At 42.0% G+C, this 18008-nt stretch carries 6 protein-coding genes; 3 read left to right on the plus strand and 3 right to left on the minus strand.

Annotated elements, in window-relative coordinates; all coding sequences use genetic code 11:
- Positions 1-234 precede the first annotated feature (234 nt).
- Together VB740_RS03100 and VB740_RS03105 are read right to left on the minus strand one after the other, a co-directional pair.
- Entirely contained in the window at positions 235-5649 is a 5415-nt protein-coding gene (locus VB740_RS03100; protein WP_323198615.1) for a phytase, read from the minus strand.
- Positions 5650-6019: 370 nt separating this feature from the next.
- Positions 6020-11170, minus strand: a complete 5151-nt coding sequence (locus tag VB740_RS03105; protein ID WP_323198616.1) for a choice-of-anchor I family protein — start codon at positions 11168-11170, stop codon at positions 6020-6022.
- Positions 11171-11903: 733 nt separating this feature from the next.
- Here VB740_RS03105 and VB740_RS03110 point away from each other — a divergent pair.
- The 3 genes from VB740_RS03110 to VB740_RS03120 all read left to right on the plus strand — a co-directional run bounded on the left by VB740_RS03110 (position 11904) and on the right by VB740_RS03120 (position 16746).
- On the plus strand, positions 11904-12767 hold the full coding sequence (locus VB740_RS03110; protein ID WP_323198617.1) for an esterase/lipase family protein: 864 nt from the start codon (positions 11904-11906) through the stop codon (positions 12765-12767).
- 101 nt (positions 12768-12868) lie between these two features.
- Positions 12869-13399: a hypothetical protein gene (locus VB740_RS03115; RefSeq protein ID WP_323198618.1), complete on the plus strand. Its 531-nt coding sequence runs from the start codon at positions 12869-12871 to the stop codon at positions 13397-13399.
- Positions 13396-16746 carry a GAF domain-containing protein gene (locus tag VB740_RS03120; RefSeq protein WP_323198619.1) on the plus strand — a complete coding sequence of 1117 codons (3351 nt, stop codon included), beginning with the start codon at positions 13396-13398 and terminating at the stop codon, positions 16744-16746. The genes VB740_RS03115 and VB740_RS03120 overlap by 4 nt, the downstream gene beginning before the upstream one ends.
- A gap of 101 nt (positions 16747-16847) precedes the next feature.
- On the opposite strand, the gene VB740_RS03125 is transcribed toward VB740_RS03120, so the two are convergent.
- On the minus strand, positions 16848-17618 hold the full coding sequence (locus VB740_RS03125) for a COP23 domain-containing protein (protein ID WP_323198620.1): 771 nt from the start codon (positions 17616-17618) through the stop codon (positions 16848-16850).
- Between the last annotated feature and the right edge of the window lie 390 nt (positions 17619-18008).

Raw genomic sequence — 18008 nt, forward strand, 5'->3', positions numbered from 1 at the left:
AACGAGGAAAGTCTTATCAAGCTAGGTTTTTAGGACTTGTGTGTACACCGTAGCCCAGATATGGGAGAGGGACTTTGAAATTCTAGCTCCCCTTCTCCCATCTCTGGGAGAAGGGGTTGGGGGATGAGGGCAATCTTTTTCATCAGAGAAGAACTACAGGTTTCAAGATAGACGTGGCTTAATTTGGAATAATTTATTTTTTTGAGTTCCCTGGGGATAACACTAGGCAACAAACTAAGCCACGACGCTAGGAGAGAAAACAAAGTCATTTGCAGTTAGGCTAGTTGAGGTAATTCCTAGTAATGAAACTAACTCTGTATTTCCTCTTTTCACCAAAGTGTCATTACCCTGTTGCGACAGCGTTAGCCCACAAAATTGAGTTACGCCAACACCGCCAAGCCCGATTTTGTCAATCCCGACTGTAAAATCAGTCACGATGTTATTACTAATTGGCAGACTACCATTAGCAATCCAGAATTGATCAGCACCAGCACCACCACTCAGGCGATTACTACCTCCTTGGCCGGCAAATAGCACATCATCACCATCACCACTAAATAGCGAATCATTGATATTGGAGGAAAGTTTGTCATCTCCAGAACCACCGTAGAGACGGTTGTTGCTACCGCCACTGCTAAGGGTATCATTGCCTGAGCCACCGAATAATGATTGACGAGAACCTTCAATTACTCTGAGGGTATCATCACCTGCCCCACCAAACAGATTATTACTACCACTGTCTTCTACCACGACAATCAAATCATCACCATTGCCACCATCAGCATTGGTATTTTTAGTCGGGCCATTTTGACCAATAAATATCTGATCGTTACCCTCTCCCCCAAATACTGAAGAGTCACTCCCTGCAATTACAGTATCATCACCTTTCCCAGCCTCGATTATGTTACCTTCAGTACCTTCTACAAAATCTGCTCCGTCACCTGCATTAAAGAATTGTCCTGGCTCAAGATTGACAGTATCGCTGTTGCTAGAACCAAAACCGTTCGGGAAAGTAGGTTCTACAACTGTTAGGTTATTGGGTAATTCGAGAATACCGAGTTTTTCAGCAGCCGTATTACCTGTAACGTTGAAATCGTTGTCATTAATCAAGGCTAGAGTGTTGGGTGCTACCAATGCTAGACCTTCTAATTTTTCCACTCCGGTGTAACCCAACTGAGCAGCATTAGCAATTAAACTCTTGTTGACAGGGGTAATATTGGCAGTAGCTAACTCCGCAGAGGTCAGTTGTTCAATGGTTTTATTAGCCGGCAAAGTAAAGTTAGCAGGGTTATTGATGTTGGTTGCCCCGGCTAAATCAATTTGATAAATTAGTTTATTGCCAGCAGATGTACCATTGTCGTCTCGCTCAACTACTGCAAATTTGCCGTTACCTAAAGATACTGCATCGCCAATCTTATCGGTTCCTGGCAGACCTTCCAGGAGATATAAATACTCTGCTGTCACCTGCTTGGTAACAATATCAAACTCTAGAATTCGCAGGTTGAGAGAAGCTTTAGAAGTTGCATCATTGGCGACATCTGGATTATCAATTGGACTTTGAATAAAGGCGTATAATTTATCACCTTCCAGAGCGACAGCTTCAAATCCTCGGTTATTGCGGCGTTGGGCATAAACTTCTGGCAATACCTCAGTGCCAAAAGTTCCGGCTGGTTGATCTGGGTCGGATGCTGTGGCGGTTCCTTGGGGAATAAAGCGGTCAATTAATTTACCATCAACATCAAAGTGATAAATTGCCGGACGGTATTCATCTACCAGCCAGTAATCTCCATTTTCTGCAATTACAATTCCTTCTAAATCAGCACCCAAAGGATCGTTAGCTAGGATATTGTTGTCTAAGTCAACGGCAATTTCATCTGTGTAGGCTAAACCATTTGCTACTCCTTGCAGGTTAGGCAATCCAGTTAATGGCGTTGTCCCATCTTGGCGGAATAGCCCCGTTCTCTTAGTAATATTGATTTCACCTGTGCTGCGGTTGAGTTCAAAGCTGACTATTTCTGGCTGGAAGTCGGGTAATAAAAATGGTCTGTTTACACCATCAGGTTCTCCATTGGGGCCACGGTCTGTGTTGGTGACAAACTTAAGGTTGCCATTTGCTGCAAACCCTTGGAAATATAACCCAGAAAAACCACCTAATAAAATATCTTGATTTTCAGAGGTTGTTCCTAACTTGGGTAGGTTTTCAAATTCATAGATGGTCAGCTTGGGTTGGGCAACAGGATTACGTGGATCGTAACTAGTGGTGTCAATAGTTAGAGAATTGGGGAAGGCATTGGCAATATTTTCCCAAGGTACAAGCTTGAAGTTAGAGCTGATATTTTCTTCTTCACCTTCATCAATAGCTATTGTGGCAGGTTCATTGGAACCATCTTGAGTGACAAATAAACCAAATGGAAAGTTAGCCCCAAGTGGCACGTTAATTACATCTGCACCGTCTGACTCTTGTACGCTGTCAATTGGGCCATTGTTTCCGACGGCAAAGTTACCCACGTATTCGTTGTTACCTTCACGGGTGTAAGCGACAAAGGTGTTGTCGCCTTGGCTGGATGCTAATAAGTAACCTGTGCCATTTTTGCCGTAATAAATGGTTAGCCCTTCTACGTCATCGGTGAGGTAATTACCGCCCAAATCTCTGACTTGATCGATTAGCTTGCCAGTTGTGCCACCGTTCGGTTCTGCTTGGAACTTCCAAATACCGACATTTTCCTGGCCTATGTAGAGGAAACCAGTTTCCTGGTCTACTACCATACCCTCTGTTTGCGGATCGCGTCCTTCAATTGTTGGTACGGTAAATTCTCGAACTCGTTCAATGCCAATGCTATTACCTTTGTCAATCAGTTTAAACTGAGCGACATCTCCGGTTTCTCGACGATTGGCAAAGACATAATAATCATTGGTGGTTGGACTACGGTACAGGGTAAGCCCATAAGCACTCCGCGAAGATAAGGAATAAGGTTCTGCAAAAGGTAGCCCTTGGAATAGGGTTCCGATATTGCTGTCGGTGATGTCTTCTAGGTAGTTACTGGGAGTAGTGGGGTTGGGGTTAATTTTGAAGATTGCTAGTTTATCATTTTGGCGATCGCTAGCTACGGCAATATCAACAGACTGATTGCCTAATTTAAAACCGTATTGCAAATCAATGTTGTTGTAGCGAATGCCACCCGGATTAACTGTCTCTAACAAATTACCAGACAAGTCATAAACCCGCAGTCCGCCATTTTTGACTGAGGTTAATACTAAGCTATCGGCAGAATTTGTAGCATTAATATAGATGGCAGGATCATCAGCATCGGCACGTTGATCGACTGTGAGTGTTTCATCATCCAACAAATCGGGACGAGTTTCTACCGTGGGTGCAGCAGTTGGAACTAAGTCTGCATCCAGCGTAAGAATTTGGGTAAATTGGCTCTGGTTGAAGTTGTTATCACTTACCAGTACAATCGACTGACGACCATCTGCTAATTTGGGGCCAAAGGTTATGCCTTCGATGTTATCTGTACCGTTAGGCAAATCCAGATCATTTAAATTTAATAGCAGACGTTTTTGAGCGGGTTGGATAGTGGCTAGTTGCTCAGTACTCAGATTATTGAGAGAATCGTAGAAGCTAATATCTGTTGATCCTTGCAAGGAAACTTCGTAGATTTTGATAGTGTTGCCTACACCTTGGGCAAAGGAACGCTCTACCGCCAGCAAGGTTCCTCGGTTATCGATCGCAAGTAAATCTACTAAACCATTGTCAGCAAAGCCTGTGGTAGGGTTGGGTACATCAGCGATCGCATCCGTAATATAAAGGTATTCTTTTTCTGGTTGTCTACTAGCCAGATTGTATTGCAGAATCCGGGATCGGCTACCACTAGTGAGCGAAGCCCTTAATCCATCTTGAGAAAGTGCGTTTTCGGTAGCGGTGAATAGGGTTTTTTGGTCAGGTGTGATGGTGAGGCTTTCAAATCCCAAATTATTGTAAACACCTGATGTCTGCGTATCGCCTGCATCGACAATACCGTTGTTGTTGGTATCTTCAATTACTGGTAGGAATTTGCTGGGGACAAATAGCGATCTTATTTCTTGACCCGTTGTCAGCGAAAACTCCTTAATAAAGGGATCGCTAACTCGACCTGCATCAAGATTAACTTCACCTTCAGAAGAGATGAAAACAGTGTCATTGTTAGTTAAAGCAATGCCTTCTGGGTCAATACTAAATGTTTCAAATAAGTTGTTATTGCTATCTCTCAGAGGTGTGACATTGGTAAAAGTCACCCCAGTATCAGCAGTGAAAGTATAGAAGCGGGCGGGGCCAAATTGGGAGCGATCGTCTGAGATAACGTAGTAGCGGTTGTTAACAGCATCGTAAGTGATACCAGATAATCCGCCCACCGGAGTCTGTACCCCATTCACAGTTCCCGCAACGCCAGCAGGAATAAAGCCAGTAGCAAAGGTAGTTTGTTCCAGAAATCCTGCACGAGGAATGGTTTTACCTGGTTCATTTGGCCCAGTTTGCACATCTGCGAACACTAAGCGATGGTCAGAACTAGGGAAGGGAAAAGTACCTACCAAGGGAAATGTCGGGTCAGTATTCAGAGGCCAAAATACTCCTGAGTTTGCAATTGTCAGGTTAGCGGACGGTAGCACATAATCAGTCCGCAGGTTGCCTGGAGCCGTATCAGCAAAGTCTGCGGTGTCAAAGCTAGGATTACCCTTTTGGCTAGCGTTTGCACCACCCTGCAAATCTGCTTGTTGGGAGCCACCAAGACTAGTAGGGATGACATTATTATTAATATTGGGATTTTGCAACAGTTGCCGAATAGCGTTGTCAAAACTATCACCATCCAACGGGTCAGCATTTTGATCACCCGCTATCACAAAGCTTGAACCAGCAGGAATCCCGCCTGTTTTCCCCTCATCATCATAGATGTAATTACTTTTCCCAGGAGTAATATAGTCTGCCCAAAAGCGAATCTCGTCGTGGTTGCGCTTACCGTTGCGGTCTTCTGCGCCATCAAAGGTTGGGGGTGTGGGGTGGCTGGCGAGGATATGAATTGTCTCACCGTTTACCTGAATTGGTATATCCCAATGACTTTTGGAGGAGAGGCGTAAAACTTCCAGTTCTTCCTCAGAATACCAATCATTTGGCTGTGCTGTTGTGGAATCATCGGGAAGCAAGGCATTGGGCATATCCTTCCAAAGAAAATTTTGGAAGGTGCGGACGTTAGCTGTGTCAATGGGATATTTGGACAGCAGCAACATCCCAAATTGACCAGGAAAATTACCGAATCCAAAGGCATCATCGCCATATCCGGGTGCGCCTGGGGTTGTAACTGCTGTACCGTTGTTGTTCAAGTCAAACCCAGAAGCAATACCCGTGTTGGAAGGGGCAATGTAAAAGTAAGGGTAGTCTACGGGAGTTGCACCATTTTGGCTGACTGCAAGATAATTTTGCTTGAATAACTGAACTGCTTGCGGGGAGTAGTCAAATTCGTTAATTAACAGCACATCCGGGTTGTTACGCTGGATGATTTCTGCAACAGCTTTTGCTTGAGCATTGTCAGGGTTAGACAGGTCGGTTACTAGTTGACCTTCTTCGTTGCGATTTAAAGAAGCATTGAACTGAGAAAAGCGAATTGTGCTTGTCATAGGTTAGTTCTGAGGTAGATTCCAGACATTAGACTTCTTGCATAAGTCGGGAAAAGGGCAAGGGGGAAGGGGAAAAAGTTCTGTATTGTCCCCTTCCCCTTTAACCAAAACCTTTTCCCCCTCTTGCAAAAGTGCTTTTTGCAAGAGGTCTATTGAAAAAGAGGTAAGGGGGCAGGGGGCACACTTCTCTACGAGACGCTGCGCGTAGCTTGCTTCCCCGGAGGGGTACGGCTGCGCTCAGTGACCAGGGAGCAGGGGCAAGGGGGATAGAAAATTACCCTGTGGTTAGACGTTATGCATCTATGCATTAGGCAAAAAATTTATGCGATCGCCTTTTAGGGAAACTTGAGGGCGATCGCTTGAATATGCGTTAAACAAATACAAAGCCAGTATCGGTTGCCAAATTTGTCTTTAGCTTTAATCCATTCTCAACAACAGCAATTAACTCTGTTCCATTGTTGGTAAAAATACCAACAGCAGAATTTTTACTAGACAAGGCTGATGCAGACCCTAGTGAATAATCGCTAGCAACTCCCTTGAGTTCAATTTTGTCCTTGTTCTTAAAGCTGGCAATATAGGCATAGTCACCGTTACCGGAACTGGCATAGAAAACTGAACTGGCATTACCCAAGACGTAAGTATCTTCACCCTGATCGCCGTTGAGTTGGTCAATTTCGCTTGTGCCGCCCCCGCAACCAATCAGGCGATCATTATCCTTGCCTCCAGAAAGCCTGTCACTGCCAAGTCCGCCTAAGATTGTGTCATCGCCATCGCCTCCACGGAGGATGTCATTGCCTCCCTTGCCATCAAGGTAATCATTGCCTGCGCCACCATTGATCGTTTCATTAGCATTAGTGCCGATGACGCGATCGCTCCCAGCTAAGGCATCGACTATGTTCAAACCACTAAGTTGGTCGATAAAGATAATGTCGTTGCCAGATGTCGCTTTATTATTAGCAACAGTCAGGTCAAAGGTATCGCTAACGTTACCGCCTTTACCATCAGTAGCGGTGATTGTGATTGCAAAAATCCCAGTTTGGGAGATAATACCGGATACTACACCTGTGTTGGCAACGATACTAGAACCCGCAGGCAAACCTGTAGCACTGTAGGTAAGGGTATCACCTTGATCGATGTCAGCAAATTTGTTACTGACATTGAAAAAGAAGGGTTTATCAGTAGAAATGATTTGATCATCAATCGGTTGTACTACTGTGGGAGCATTGTTTCTAGAGAGATTAAACCGAGCCACACTAGGGTCATGATCGCTATCCTGCTCGGCAAACTCTGAGTTGATGTGAACAACATCATACCCATCCAGCTTTTTGAGCAAGTTGTTACTAACTAAAACGTGGTCAAGGGTTTGGGCGTTACCTTGAAAGTTGTAGGTGTAACGCTCATTTTGAGGCAGAGTTTCAATTAAGGAAGTCAGTCCAGCGCTTTCTAGGGTGGTGACAGGGGCAGAAAATTCAAAGTCATTCAAGTCACCCGCAACTACTACATTGGCATTGGGGTTGATCGCTAAAATACTTTGGACAAAGTTTTTCACCAACGTAGCTTGTTGCTGGCGCTGGGTTTCGCTGTTAAGAGTTGGTGGTTGATTTGGCCCAAATAATGGTTGGTCGCCACCTTTAGAATTAAAGTGGTTGCCAATTACATAAACAGTTTCACCGTTGAAAGTAAATTCACCTACTAACGGCTTGCGACTGCTAGTAAAGGCGGAGTTGGTGGGGTCAATCAAACCAGGACTATTAGAAACTGTGGGAACGCCAGAGACATTGGTAACTGTGGTGTTGGAGGTGGAACTACCACCGGGGCGATCCACAAAGTTGACGCGATTGGGGTTAAACAAGAAACCCACCCGGATATTTCCCCCAGGTTCACCGCCATTAGTATTGTTCTCTGGGTTAATTTGGCGATATTCATAGGTGGGGCCACCAGCAGCAATTATTGCATCAATTAATCTTTGGAAGGTAATATCGGCATCAACTACGCCATTATTCGTCGGCCCGTTATTATCTTGAATTTCTTCGAGAGAGATGATATCTGGTGATTTCAGATTATTAACAATGCGGTTGGCAAGGTTATTAAACTTGGTTGGATCATCACCTGGATCGAGGTTTTCGACGTTGTAGGTAGCGATCGTCAGTTGGTTATTAGTGGGAGTTAGGTTAGTGACTTCTTTTTGAATGTTACTGTTTTGTACTACCGTGGGAGCAGTTGATACTAAAACTTCATAGTTATTAAAGCTGTAGTCAACGACACCAACAATAGTGCTAAGTTGCGTACCAACATTAACTTCAGGTAGCGCTAAGGCATTGTTTAGATCGTCGATCTGAATCCGTTCAGGATTAAAGTCTGAAGCACTAATCAGGCTCCCACCGCGAACTGTGCGCCCTGTGGCATTTGCACCATTGTCTGCTAATACCCAAATTTCTTCTGATGTACCAAAGTTTGCAGTGGGTGAAGTGGCGATCGCATTATTGACCTGTACCAGCATTCCTTCTAAGCTTTCATAGAAGTCAATGCCATCCTGGGCAGGATCGAAGGTGGTTGTTCCGGTTTCGATATTACCGATAGTGTCGTTATCGATTACCGTTGTCGGAATAGTTCTGCCACCATTGCCAAGGATTGTAGCAGTGGGTAAGGTATTACCATTGGAAACGGTGACAATTGTGGGAGTGGTGATTTGTGTTTTGGTTAAATTATTGGCATCGTTGCCCGGACGAAACTCTGTAACTGTTCCACTAACTAATACCGAATCGCCGACGGATATAGTTGGCGCTGATGATGTGAAAACAAAAATGGCTTCGGAAGTGCGATTGTCGCTGTCTGGAGTGGGGTCTTGCAAGTAAAAACCGTTACTTGCTTTCACGGTGACAATTCCTGCTACATTGCTGACGGACTGATTTGCAAAGGATGAGATATGCCCCGTTCCTTGAATGTCGCTAATCCGAACGGATGGAGTTACTTCAAACACTGCAACCGTCTTGCTGACTTCGTTCGTGGTAACTAATAAAGGCTTGCCTGTGGGACTATCAGCCGCCGACACAAAGGTTAGCCCTTCGATCGCAACATCTTCGGGAGTGTTGATATATTGAACGAAACTTGGCGCTTGCGGATTTGTCACCTCGTAAACGATGACATCACCAGTGCGTTCTAAACCAATAAAAGCATAGGTGCGGTTGTTGATGACTCCAACCACTACGCCTTCCGGTTCGGGCCCTTTATTATCGCTACGGGCGTCAAAGGTATCAACTGCACCCTCTGAGTTAAACAGGGTTGGTACTTTGGTTGCCGTAATTTGTTCAAATTGGTCGCCACTGTCGAATATCTGATTACCGCTTGCGTCCCAAATCGAAAAGGAACGCCCCCCAAATGCTTCAATACGGTCAAAATCTCCGTCTCCGTCAGTGTCTCCTGTGGCATTTGTAACTGTTAAACGTCCCAGGTTGGTGTTTTGCTTCAGGGTATCCGCATTAGGGAAAACATTTGGATCTAAAACATATCCGGCTGCGCCAACCCGGATCTCTTCGCTAAAACCAGTATAATCGCGGGAATCCCCTTCGTTGGCGGTGATGTAGTAGGTTTGTCCGTTGGCACTGAAGCTAGCGATCGCATCGGGTTGATATAACCCAAACACCGGCCAATTTTGAATATTAATGCCACCATCGCGATCGCTAGCATCTAATCCGTTACCTGGAAGATTGTAATTCTTTACACCCAAAGGCAAAATGCTGGTGATTGTGGCGCTGGCAATATCCAAAATAGCGATCGCATTGTTTTCTTGCAAGGTAATCTGTGCAGTTTTACCATCTGGAGATACAGCAATATACTCTGGTTCTAAGTCTTGTGCCACCGTCGAGCCGGGCCCAGTAATCCGCACACCTGCGGCTTTAAGTGTGGCGATTTGGCTATTAAAGCTCGTAAATGAGGCTTGAGCAACGGTTGCACTCGCCACACCACCAGAAATATTAATAATACTGACTGAACCTTCAGGATCTACCGAATTTGGTTGCCCGTAGCTGTTGGGTTCTCCTTCATTTGCTACTAATACCTTTGTGCCATCGGGCGTAAAGGTGAGCATATCGGGTAATGCACCCACTTCAACGGAGTTCAAGAAAGTGCCAGCAGCATTGTAGAAACTTACCTTTCCTGTCTGTTGGGCATTTGTGCTGGAGTTTTGGATGGCGTAGGCGACTGCGACAATACCATTTTTCACCGCAACGCTGTTGGGAATGGCTTGTGTACCTACGGGGGCTGTAAATCCCGTTGCTAAAGAACCAGCCGAGGTTAACGTGCCTGTATTGCTGACATTATAAATTTCAACTATGCTGCCAGCAACAACAAACAGGCGATCACTTCCAGAATCAAAGACGGATATTTCGGCTCCATTAGTACTGGTGAAGCCACCAACTTTCTGCAAAAAGCTGGAGTTATTGTTGGTAATCATAATATTTTGCGAAGTTGTGTTACCCAGGATAATGCCTGCGGAGGGTGTAGTAATTGTCAATGTAGCGGTTTCTGTACCCTCAACTAGAACATCATCCACAACGGTGAAGGTGACAGAACCTGCGGTTTGTCCTTCAAGAATTGTGATGATATTGTTGCTGAGGTTGTAATCTCCAGTAGTAATACCAGTTCCGGTTACACTTAAGTTAACTGTTTGATTACCAGAAACAGCACTAGAAGCAGTAGCGGTAACTGTAATTTGGGTTGTATCTGCTTCAGTTCCTGAATTCGTGTTGATGGTTAAGTTGACTGTGGGATTTCCACTGGTGATCGCAAAGTTTGTAGTGTCTGGAACTGTCGTAGTGTAGTCACCGTTAACGGTATCAACTGTCCAATTGCTGACGTTGTTAACAGGTAGTTTGTAGTTTGCAAAATTAGACTCTCCACTGCGTGCGCCATTGTATATACCGTAATCAGCACTACTATTGAGCAAAATTGAATTAGTCCCAATATTTAAACCCGCAGCAGTTAAATCAGTTGTTCCTTGCGTATTAGTATCATTTGAGATACCTGAAAGGAATACAGTAGGACTATTGGCACTAGTGCCCAGATAAGCATAAATAGTCTCATTAGTTGCACTAAGACCATAGTTAGTACTACCAGATACGCTAGCCCGACTTAATGTACCGATTGACGCTGCTAGATTAGCAGCATTGTCAATTGCGCTGAAGCGAATTACGGTACCAGCAGCGATCGTACTAACTCCTGAATTCCACTGAAAAAAAGACTCCCCAGTATTAAAAGCTGTAAGGCTAGTGGTCTGGCAACCCAAAAATGCTAGGTGAGGTCTGGGGAAAGGGTAAAGGGGAAAGGGTAAGGGATTTAAACCCTTTCCCCCTTCCCCCTTACCCTTTACCCCGCCAAGTTCACTTGGCGAACTACTAGTAGCTTCGTTATCAGTGAAGTAAATTAAAGTATTCGGGTCTATGTCTACAAAGGTAACAATAGACCAGCCATCTTCATCGGCATTGAAAGAGATAAAAGCAATATCGCCTTTTGTCAAAGCCATTAATAACGTCTCCTTCAAGTTTTTTTGAGTTGTATCTAACTTAAAACCTCTAATAGTGGAGGCACTAGTAAAGAGTTTTGTATTGTTTGAAAAATGCCCGAAAAGCTGGTAGTCAGGAATAATTTCCAATATTTCATTAAGTCATATTGCCAGGTGACTTTTAAATAGGCAAAATCATTTCACATCCAAATTACTGATAACTCAGCAAATTATGGGGATTATAAACTTACAAAATTAAGGTTATTTCTATGATTTTCCAACATCTACTGAATCTTCATTTTCGATAATCTTTGCTGGGGCGATCACTTTGCACCATCGCATTTTTACAAACAGGACAATACCTTGACTGCAAAGATGTACTTCACAGTTTGGACGTTCGCAAGACAAGATCGGCATGAAAAACCTGAGCACTTAGCACAAAACAGCTACATACTCTACTAGTATTAATTCGTATTCATCAACCTCAACCTATCCCGGTAAGTTTAAGAAACGGCTAGCAAAAGGTTAAAACAATAAATATTTGGCATTGAATTGCATTCATGTGAAACCTGAAAATGCAACTTGATTGTGACAGTACAATGCTGATTTGACTAATCTCAGTTTGATTTTTTCAGTAAATCGCCCGTAAAACAGTTATAAAATCGGTATTTTGGTAAAATTTAATAATTTACTAGTGGTAGTAAAACTACTTAAACTATTGCTTAACAATCTGGTTCATTTCAAGTAAGATATTATGTTGGGATTAATTTCTGTTTCAGGGTGCGAAAATCCTCATCGCAACGGTGACGTGATTTTTATTCATGGTTTAGCGGGTCATGCATGGGGAACTTGGCATCACCAAGACCGACGCGATCGCAGCGATTGTGATTTTTGGTTTACTTGGTTGCAAGAGGACTTAACAAATAAAGGAATTGATGTTGGAGTCTGGACTTTTGGCTACGACGCAGCACGTTCTCAATTTAGCGGTTCAGCAATGGCAAGATTTGACCAAGCCAGCAACTTATTAGAATTTTTACAAGTACAAGGAATTGGTGAACGCCCTGTAATTTTTGTTACCCATAGTATGGGTGGGCTATTGGTGAAAGAAGTGCTTCGGACAGCGCAAAATTTCCCAAGGCAAGGGCAAGCTATTATCGAGCAGACTAAGGGTATTGTTTTTTTAGCCACACCACACACAGGTTCTCATTTAGCAAAATTAATTGAGCATATCAGAATCTTGGCGCGACCCACAGTTAACGTTCAGGAACTCATGGAACACGCACCAGCGTTACGCAGCCTCAACGAGTGGTATCGGCAGAATGTTGAGATTTTGGGAATTGATACAAAGGTATTTTATGAAACCCAGCCTACAGCCGGAATTTTGGTTGTAGACGAGGATAGTGCAAACCCAGGCATTACAGATGTTAACCCAGTAGCGATCGCCAAAGACCATAATCAGATTGCCAAGCCCAGTTCAAGAGAAGATTTAGTCTATCTAAGTGTCAAGCAGTTTGTAAAAAAACATATAAAACCGCGACCAATACTGCCTTCTAACGACACAATTGTTTTAAAAAAACCTAATTTTGTGAAAACCGAAGACCCTCATTATCCCCTCTGAATACCGTTGTTCAAGATTCGGAGGGGATAAACACTAATATCGACTTTCTGTTTATTAAAATTCACACAGAACCTGTTGACAAACAACAGGTTAACCTTTACATGACTATAAATTTTGGCGAACAGAGACTCAGTATAGATGGTGTTACAATTCAGTTTGGGTTAAAACGGGGAAAGCTGAAGCTGCGTTTGCAAAATGGCAACATTCCCATTGAGTCTATAGATACGTCTCAATTCATTAATTTTCAGGTTGATTTAATAGCAGTATCAGAGAATAATATAAGTTGGGTTTTTCAAATTAATGGTCAGATATCTAATGTTTTAACAGGTTTACACAATAAAATTAAACTAGGAACTGTATCCAAAGATATACAGCAATTAAACACTCAGGATGTCAATATGGATAATAACGGAAGATGTTCCGTAGAAGCGACTTTTGAACTTGTTTCCATCAGAGATATTTGTATAACTGAGATTGAGTATGAGCAACCTAATTTATTGCAAGAAGTTGTTACCGGATTCTTCAATACAAACAAAAAAAAGAAGGCAGTATTAGAGAGAGCATTTTTTAATGAAGATTTAAGAAAACAATTATTTGAGCCTTGCATACTTCAGGCGGAGTTTTATGTATGAAAAACGAAGTATCTTTACCAAATTTATTACAAGAGTTAGTCCAAACTCAAACAAATAAATTTTCTGAAATAGTGCAAATAGCTGGTCTTAACTTAACTGAAGATTTTGTTGGTGTTGACCTTAGTGGTGAAGATTTAAGCAATGATAATTTGAGCGCGGCCAATCTCAGTTCTGCTGACTTAAGCAATACAAACTTATTATTTACTAACTTAAGTGGTGCTAACTTAAGTGGTGCTAACTTAAGTGGTGCTAACTTAAGAAATGCTAATCTTAGTGATGCTAACTTAAGTGATGCTAACTTAAGTGATGCAAACCTGAGTGGTGTTAATTTCAAAGGCGCTATTCTCAGTGACGCTAACCTCAATGGTGCCAACCTCAGAAACGCTAACTTGGCTGATGCTAACCTGAAAAATGCCAATCTGACTGATGCCAACCTAAGTGGTACTAGTTTACAAAAGCCAGTTAATGGTATTAATGGAGTTACTACAAAGTCTCTAGATATAGATACTCAAGAATCAATAAAGATAACTGTTGAGAGCAAAGAGCCAAAACAAAAGGCAGTTGAACCACTTTTGGAAACGGATAAAAAAATCGCCCAAGCAATTTCAAACTTAGTTGGTCTAGAAACTATCTTAGATGACGTTTGTAGAGAAATCCAAGACTTACTAGGCTTTGACTTTGTTGGTATATCATTGGTGATGCCAGAACATGACACTATTGAAACAGTATATGGTACTGGGATTGCAAGCAGATGGGTTGATCAAGTAAGGCATTACGTGAATGCAGACCCAGATTTAAGAGATATCCAAGCACATATTATTAAAACATTTGATACTGAAATTATTTCTGGGTGGGACAGGCGATTTGATCGCTGGGTTTATGAAAGGTTCAACCATGACCGACTGAATCGTGTTTTTACGCCCATTTTCTTAGTTCATGACGACCAAGTAAAAGTAGTAGAAGATTGGTTTGAACACTATAAATGGGATGAGAATTTTATAGTAGCTAAAGAAGAAGCGAACAATATGGTTATCCATATGCAGACGCTACCTACTGCTTCCCTACCTGAAGTTATTGGAACAGTAGAGGCAGGCTATGAAAATTCTAGAAAAACAATTACATATCAACAAGCAATCTTACTAGCTAAATTAATTGCTCGGCGGGCACTAGATATTCGTCGGGGAAGGTTAAGTTATGTTTTGGAAACTATTGCTGACAATGCTAAACACATTTTCCAAGCTGAATTAACTACGTTGCATTTTTTATGGGAACCACTTCAAGAGCGCTACATATACGAAGTTTTTGCAGGAGATCTATGTAATATACCATTGGATAAATTTTCACCTCGTAAGCAAGGCTTAGGATGGCAAAGTATCTCTGAAAGAAAACCTAAGTACATTACATATACATCTCCAATAAACGAAAATTCAGAAATAGAGTTAAATCAGGGAGTATTGGCAAGAGGATCTAGAACATATGCAGCCTTTCCATTACTAATTAACGATCAATATAAAGTTATCCCACGGATGATTGCTACTCCTATTAAACAAGGCAATAACATGGAACGAGAACAAAATTTTGGTCTTGTAGGAGTATTATATGTTCACCTTAAGTATGAACATGAATTTATTGAAGAGCTAGAACGCCAAGGACAATACTTTGCTAATCGGGCTGTTGATGCTATTTGGCACGTTATGACATATCAAAAAATACGTGATGAAGCACGTCAGCTATATACCCTTCAATGTATTACCCAATCTCTTAACCAAATAGATAGTAATTTATTAAGTCATATTGCTTGGAATACACTAAATGTTCTAGCAGCAGACGTTGTTGCTATTTATGAATATATTCAAACAGAAAAGCAATTTTTAACTCCCCCGATGATTGCAGGAATCTTGATGCAAGAAGAGATAATGGAATCCGAGATTCATGAAAATAATGTACCATTTGTATTAATTAGTCGTGAAACCAATGTCTATGTTACAAATATTGATAATGAACCTATATTTAAAAATTCATCTTTTACTCAAAGAGAAAGAATTAAATCTGTAGCAAGTATCTTGTTGAAAGTAGATAAAAATATCGTCGGAGTTATGTTTATTAACTATCGACGTTATCATAGTTTTTCAAATGAAGAACAAGAAATTATTAATTCTATAGCGTCTTCAGCAGCAAGTGCCATAAAAAATCAGCGGTGGTTGCAGACATTAGACAGTATTGAACGCGAGATTATCACAACTCTGGATTGGGAAAAACTTCTGGATCTAATTGTCCAAAAAGCAGTGCAAAATACAGGAGCTGATATAGGAGTTATTAGTATCCTTGAACCTATTAGTCAAGAGCTTGTTGCCCTAGCTAAGTATCCTGCTAATGAGCCAATTGAAACTATTTCTACACATTTAAAGATGGGTGAAGGAATAACTGGTTGGGTTGCAATGCATCGCAAAGCTGCATTGGTGGATGATGTTGAAACAGACCAACGCTACAAACACTATTTTGCTCATAGCCGCTCTGAACTTTGTGTACCTCTTCTGGATAAAGATTGTCGTGTATGTGGTGTGCTAAATGTAGAAAGCCGTCAAAAAGCAAAATTTAAGCAAAGAGACTTGCGGAGATTAGAATTACTTGCTGGCTTGGCGGTTATTGCTATTCAGAATGCACGGAATGCCGAAAGAGAGATACTGGCTACTGTTGGCGATGTATCTGGTAAGTTTTTCCACCAATTAAATAACAAAGTTAATACAGTTAAAAAATTTTTAGAAGAAATTTTCAGCAACCCGGATCAAAACAACATTGAGATTAGCAAAGAAAAAGGAGATACGGCTCTGCTTCTGCTTGATGAAGTCAGCCAAAGTCTAACAGGTATGAAGATTGGGCATAAAGGAGAAGTTCAACCTTTATGCATTCACTTAATAGTCAACAATGCTTTGAATCAGGTTACTCTACCTGATATTATTCAGACCAACATCAATGTGGCGGAAAATTTACCTAAAATCTTAGGTGGAGAACAGCAATTAATTGGGATGTTCTATCACCTCATACAAAATGCTGTAGATGCAATGCCAAATGGTGGCACATTGTCCATTAATGCTAGAACTGTACAAGGAGATGGGAAACTTTGGGTCGAAGTTCAAGTTTGTGATACTGGGGTAGGTATTAAACCAGAAAAATTTGACGATATTTTCCAACTTGGGTTTACTACTAAAAGCGATCAAGGAAATACAGGTTTGGGACTGTGGCTGACCAAACGCCAGGTTGAGAGTTTGGGCGGAGTATTAAAACACGAGAGTTCATTTGGTCAGGGTTCACAGTTTACAGTTACATTGATAGCGTATATTTCTTAGGTTTTACAGACGCTGCAAAATCGCCTCTAGTTGACAGACACAATTTAGTTTGAGTCCGATTTGGTATTAACAGCGTCTTAACCTTAAAAAATAACCATCATTTAGCGGAATTTACCGGGGTTTAAACGAGCAGGTTGAGACTGACCTCGAACTGCCACTCCACGCCGTAATTTATCTCCAGTACCGCCATCTTTGCGATCAAGGAAAGGTTTCAAATTAATCCCACCTCTAGATGAACTAACCCGATTCTTGCCACTACCCAGAAGTGTGCGTCCTAAATTATATAATTCGTTGCCTCCACTGCTGCGATTGCCATAAGTGTTAACGGCTATAGTTTGTTGTCCGCTGTCAGCAGTAGTCAAGTTCTGAAAGATACTATTGCGGATAACAACGGGATCTTTTCCAGGAGGTACTGTCAGCACAATTCTACAGGTTGGGTTAGCTTCTGTTGTGACGCAGACAATATTTTCGTTATTTTCTACGGATGTCTGGAGTTCTTGTAAGCCATCTGGGCGATAAAGTTCTAAACGACTGGCAATTGTTGCACAACGTCTTTGTGCGTCCCAACCACCACCCAAAGCCGCAGGTGCGGCCCAAGGGAAGTATTGACCTGGTTGACTTTGTGGCTGATACATAACAGTGTACTGACCATTGTAACTCTGACAGGTAAACCGAGTTGTACCGTCAACTGAGGGTGAAGGTGGTATACCTGTTGATGTGTCTATTGGTACTGATGATCCGTCTGATGGTACTGTTGGTACGACAACGCCATCGCCAGTAGAGTCATATTGCGCCATTGCTACGGAATTGCCCAGACACAAAGATAAGCCAAGACTACCCAAAGATATCAATCGAAGCAGTTGTGATGGCATAAATCATCCTCCAGTGGAATAAGTAGGGAATTGATAGTTTAAGTGACGAATAATTCTGTGTTTTGATTCATCAAAAACGCTATTTTTTTAATCTCTTACTTTTTTTTCTTCGAGCAGCTTTTTCACCCGTGCTTGAATTTCTACATAACGCCCCACTTCTTCAGTATACGTAATAATTGTATAGAACTCATATTTGAATTTTTAAAACCTCCGTACAGATCAAAAAGCCTTTTTGACTGTTTTTACCTCTTGCCTACCCACGCAAACAAGTATGGCTATACCACGCTGCGCGAACAAAAATCTTTGACCAACAACTATATTTAATTTAGTGCAAAAGCCAAATTCATTGTGAATTAAAGTAGCTTGATAAATATCAGTTTTGATATCCAC

The sequence above is a fragment of the Nostoc sp. UHCC 0251 genome (assembly GCF_034932245.1).
Lineage (GTDB): Bacteria > Cyanobacteriota > Cyanobacteriia > Cyanobacteriales > Nostocaceae > Nostoc.

Excerpts from the sequence above, each read along its gene's own strand:
- VB740_RS03100 (WP_323198615.1), bottom strand. The coding sequence starts at position 5,649 with ATGACAAGCACAATTCGCTTTTCTCAGTTCAATGCTTCTTTAAATCGC.
- VB740_RS03105 (WP_323198616.1), bottom strand. The coding sequence starts at position 11,170 with ATGGCTTTGACAAAAGGCGATATTGCTTTTATCTCTTTCAATGCCGAT.
- VB740_RS03110 (WP_323198617.1), top strand. The coding sequence starts at position 11,904 with ATGTTGGGATTAATTTCTGTTTCAGGGTGCGAAAATCCTCATCGCAAC.
- VB740_RS03115 (WP_323198618.1), top strand. The coding sequence starts at position 12,869 with ATGACTATAAATTTTGGCGAACAGAGACTCAGTATAGATGGTGTTACA.
- VB740_RS03120 (WP_323198619.1), top strand. The coding sequence starts at position 13,396 with ATGAAAAACGAAGTATCTTTACCAAATTTATTACAAGAGTTAGTCCAA.
- VB740_RS03125 (WP_323198620.1), bottom strand. The coding sequence starts at position 17,618 with ATGCCATCACAACTGCTTCGATTGATATCTTTGGGTAGTCTTGGCTTA.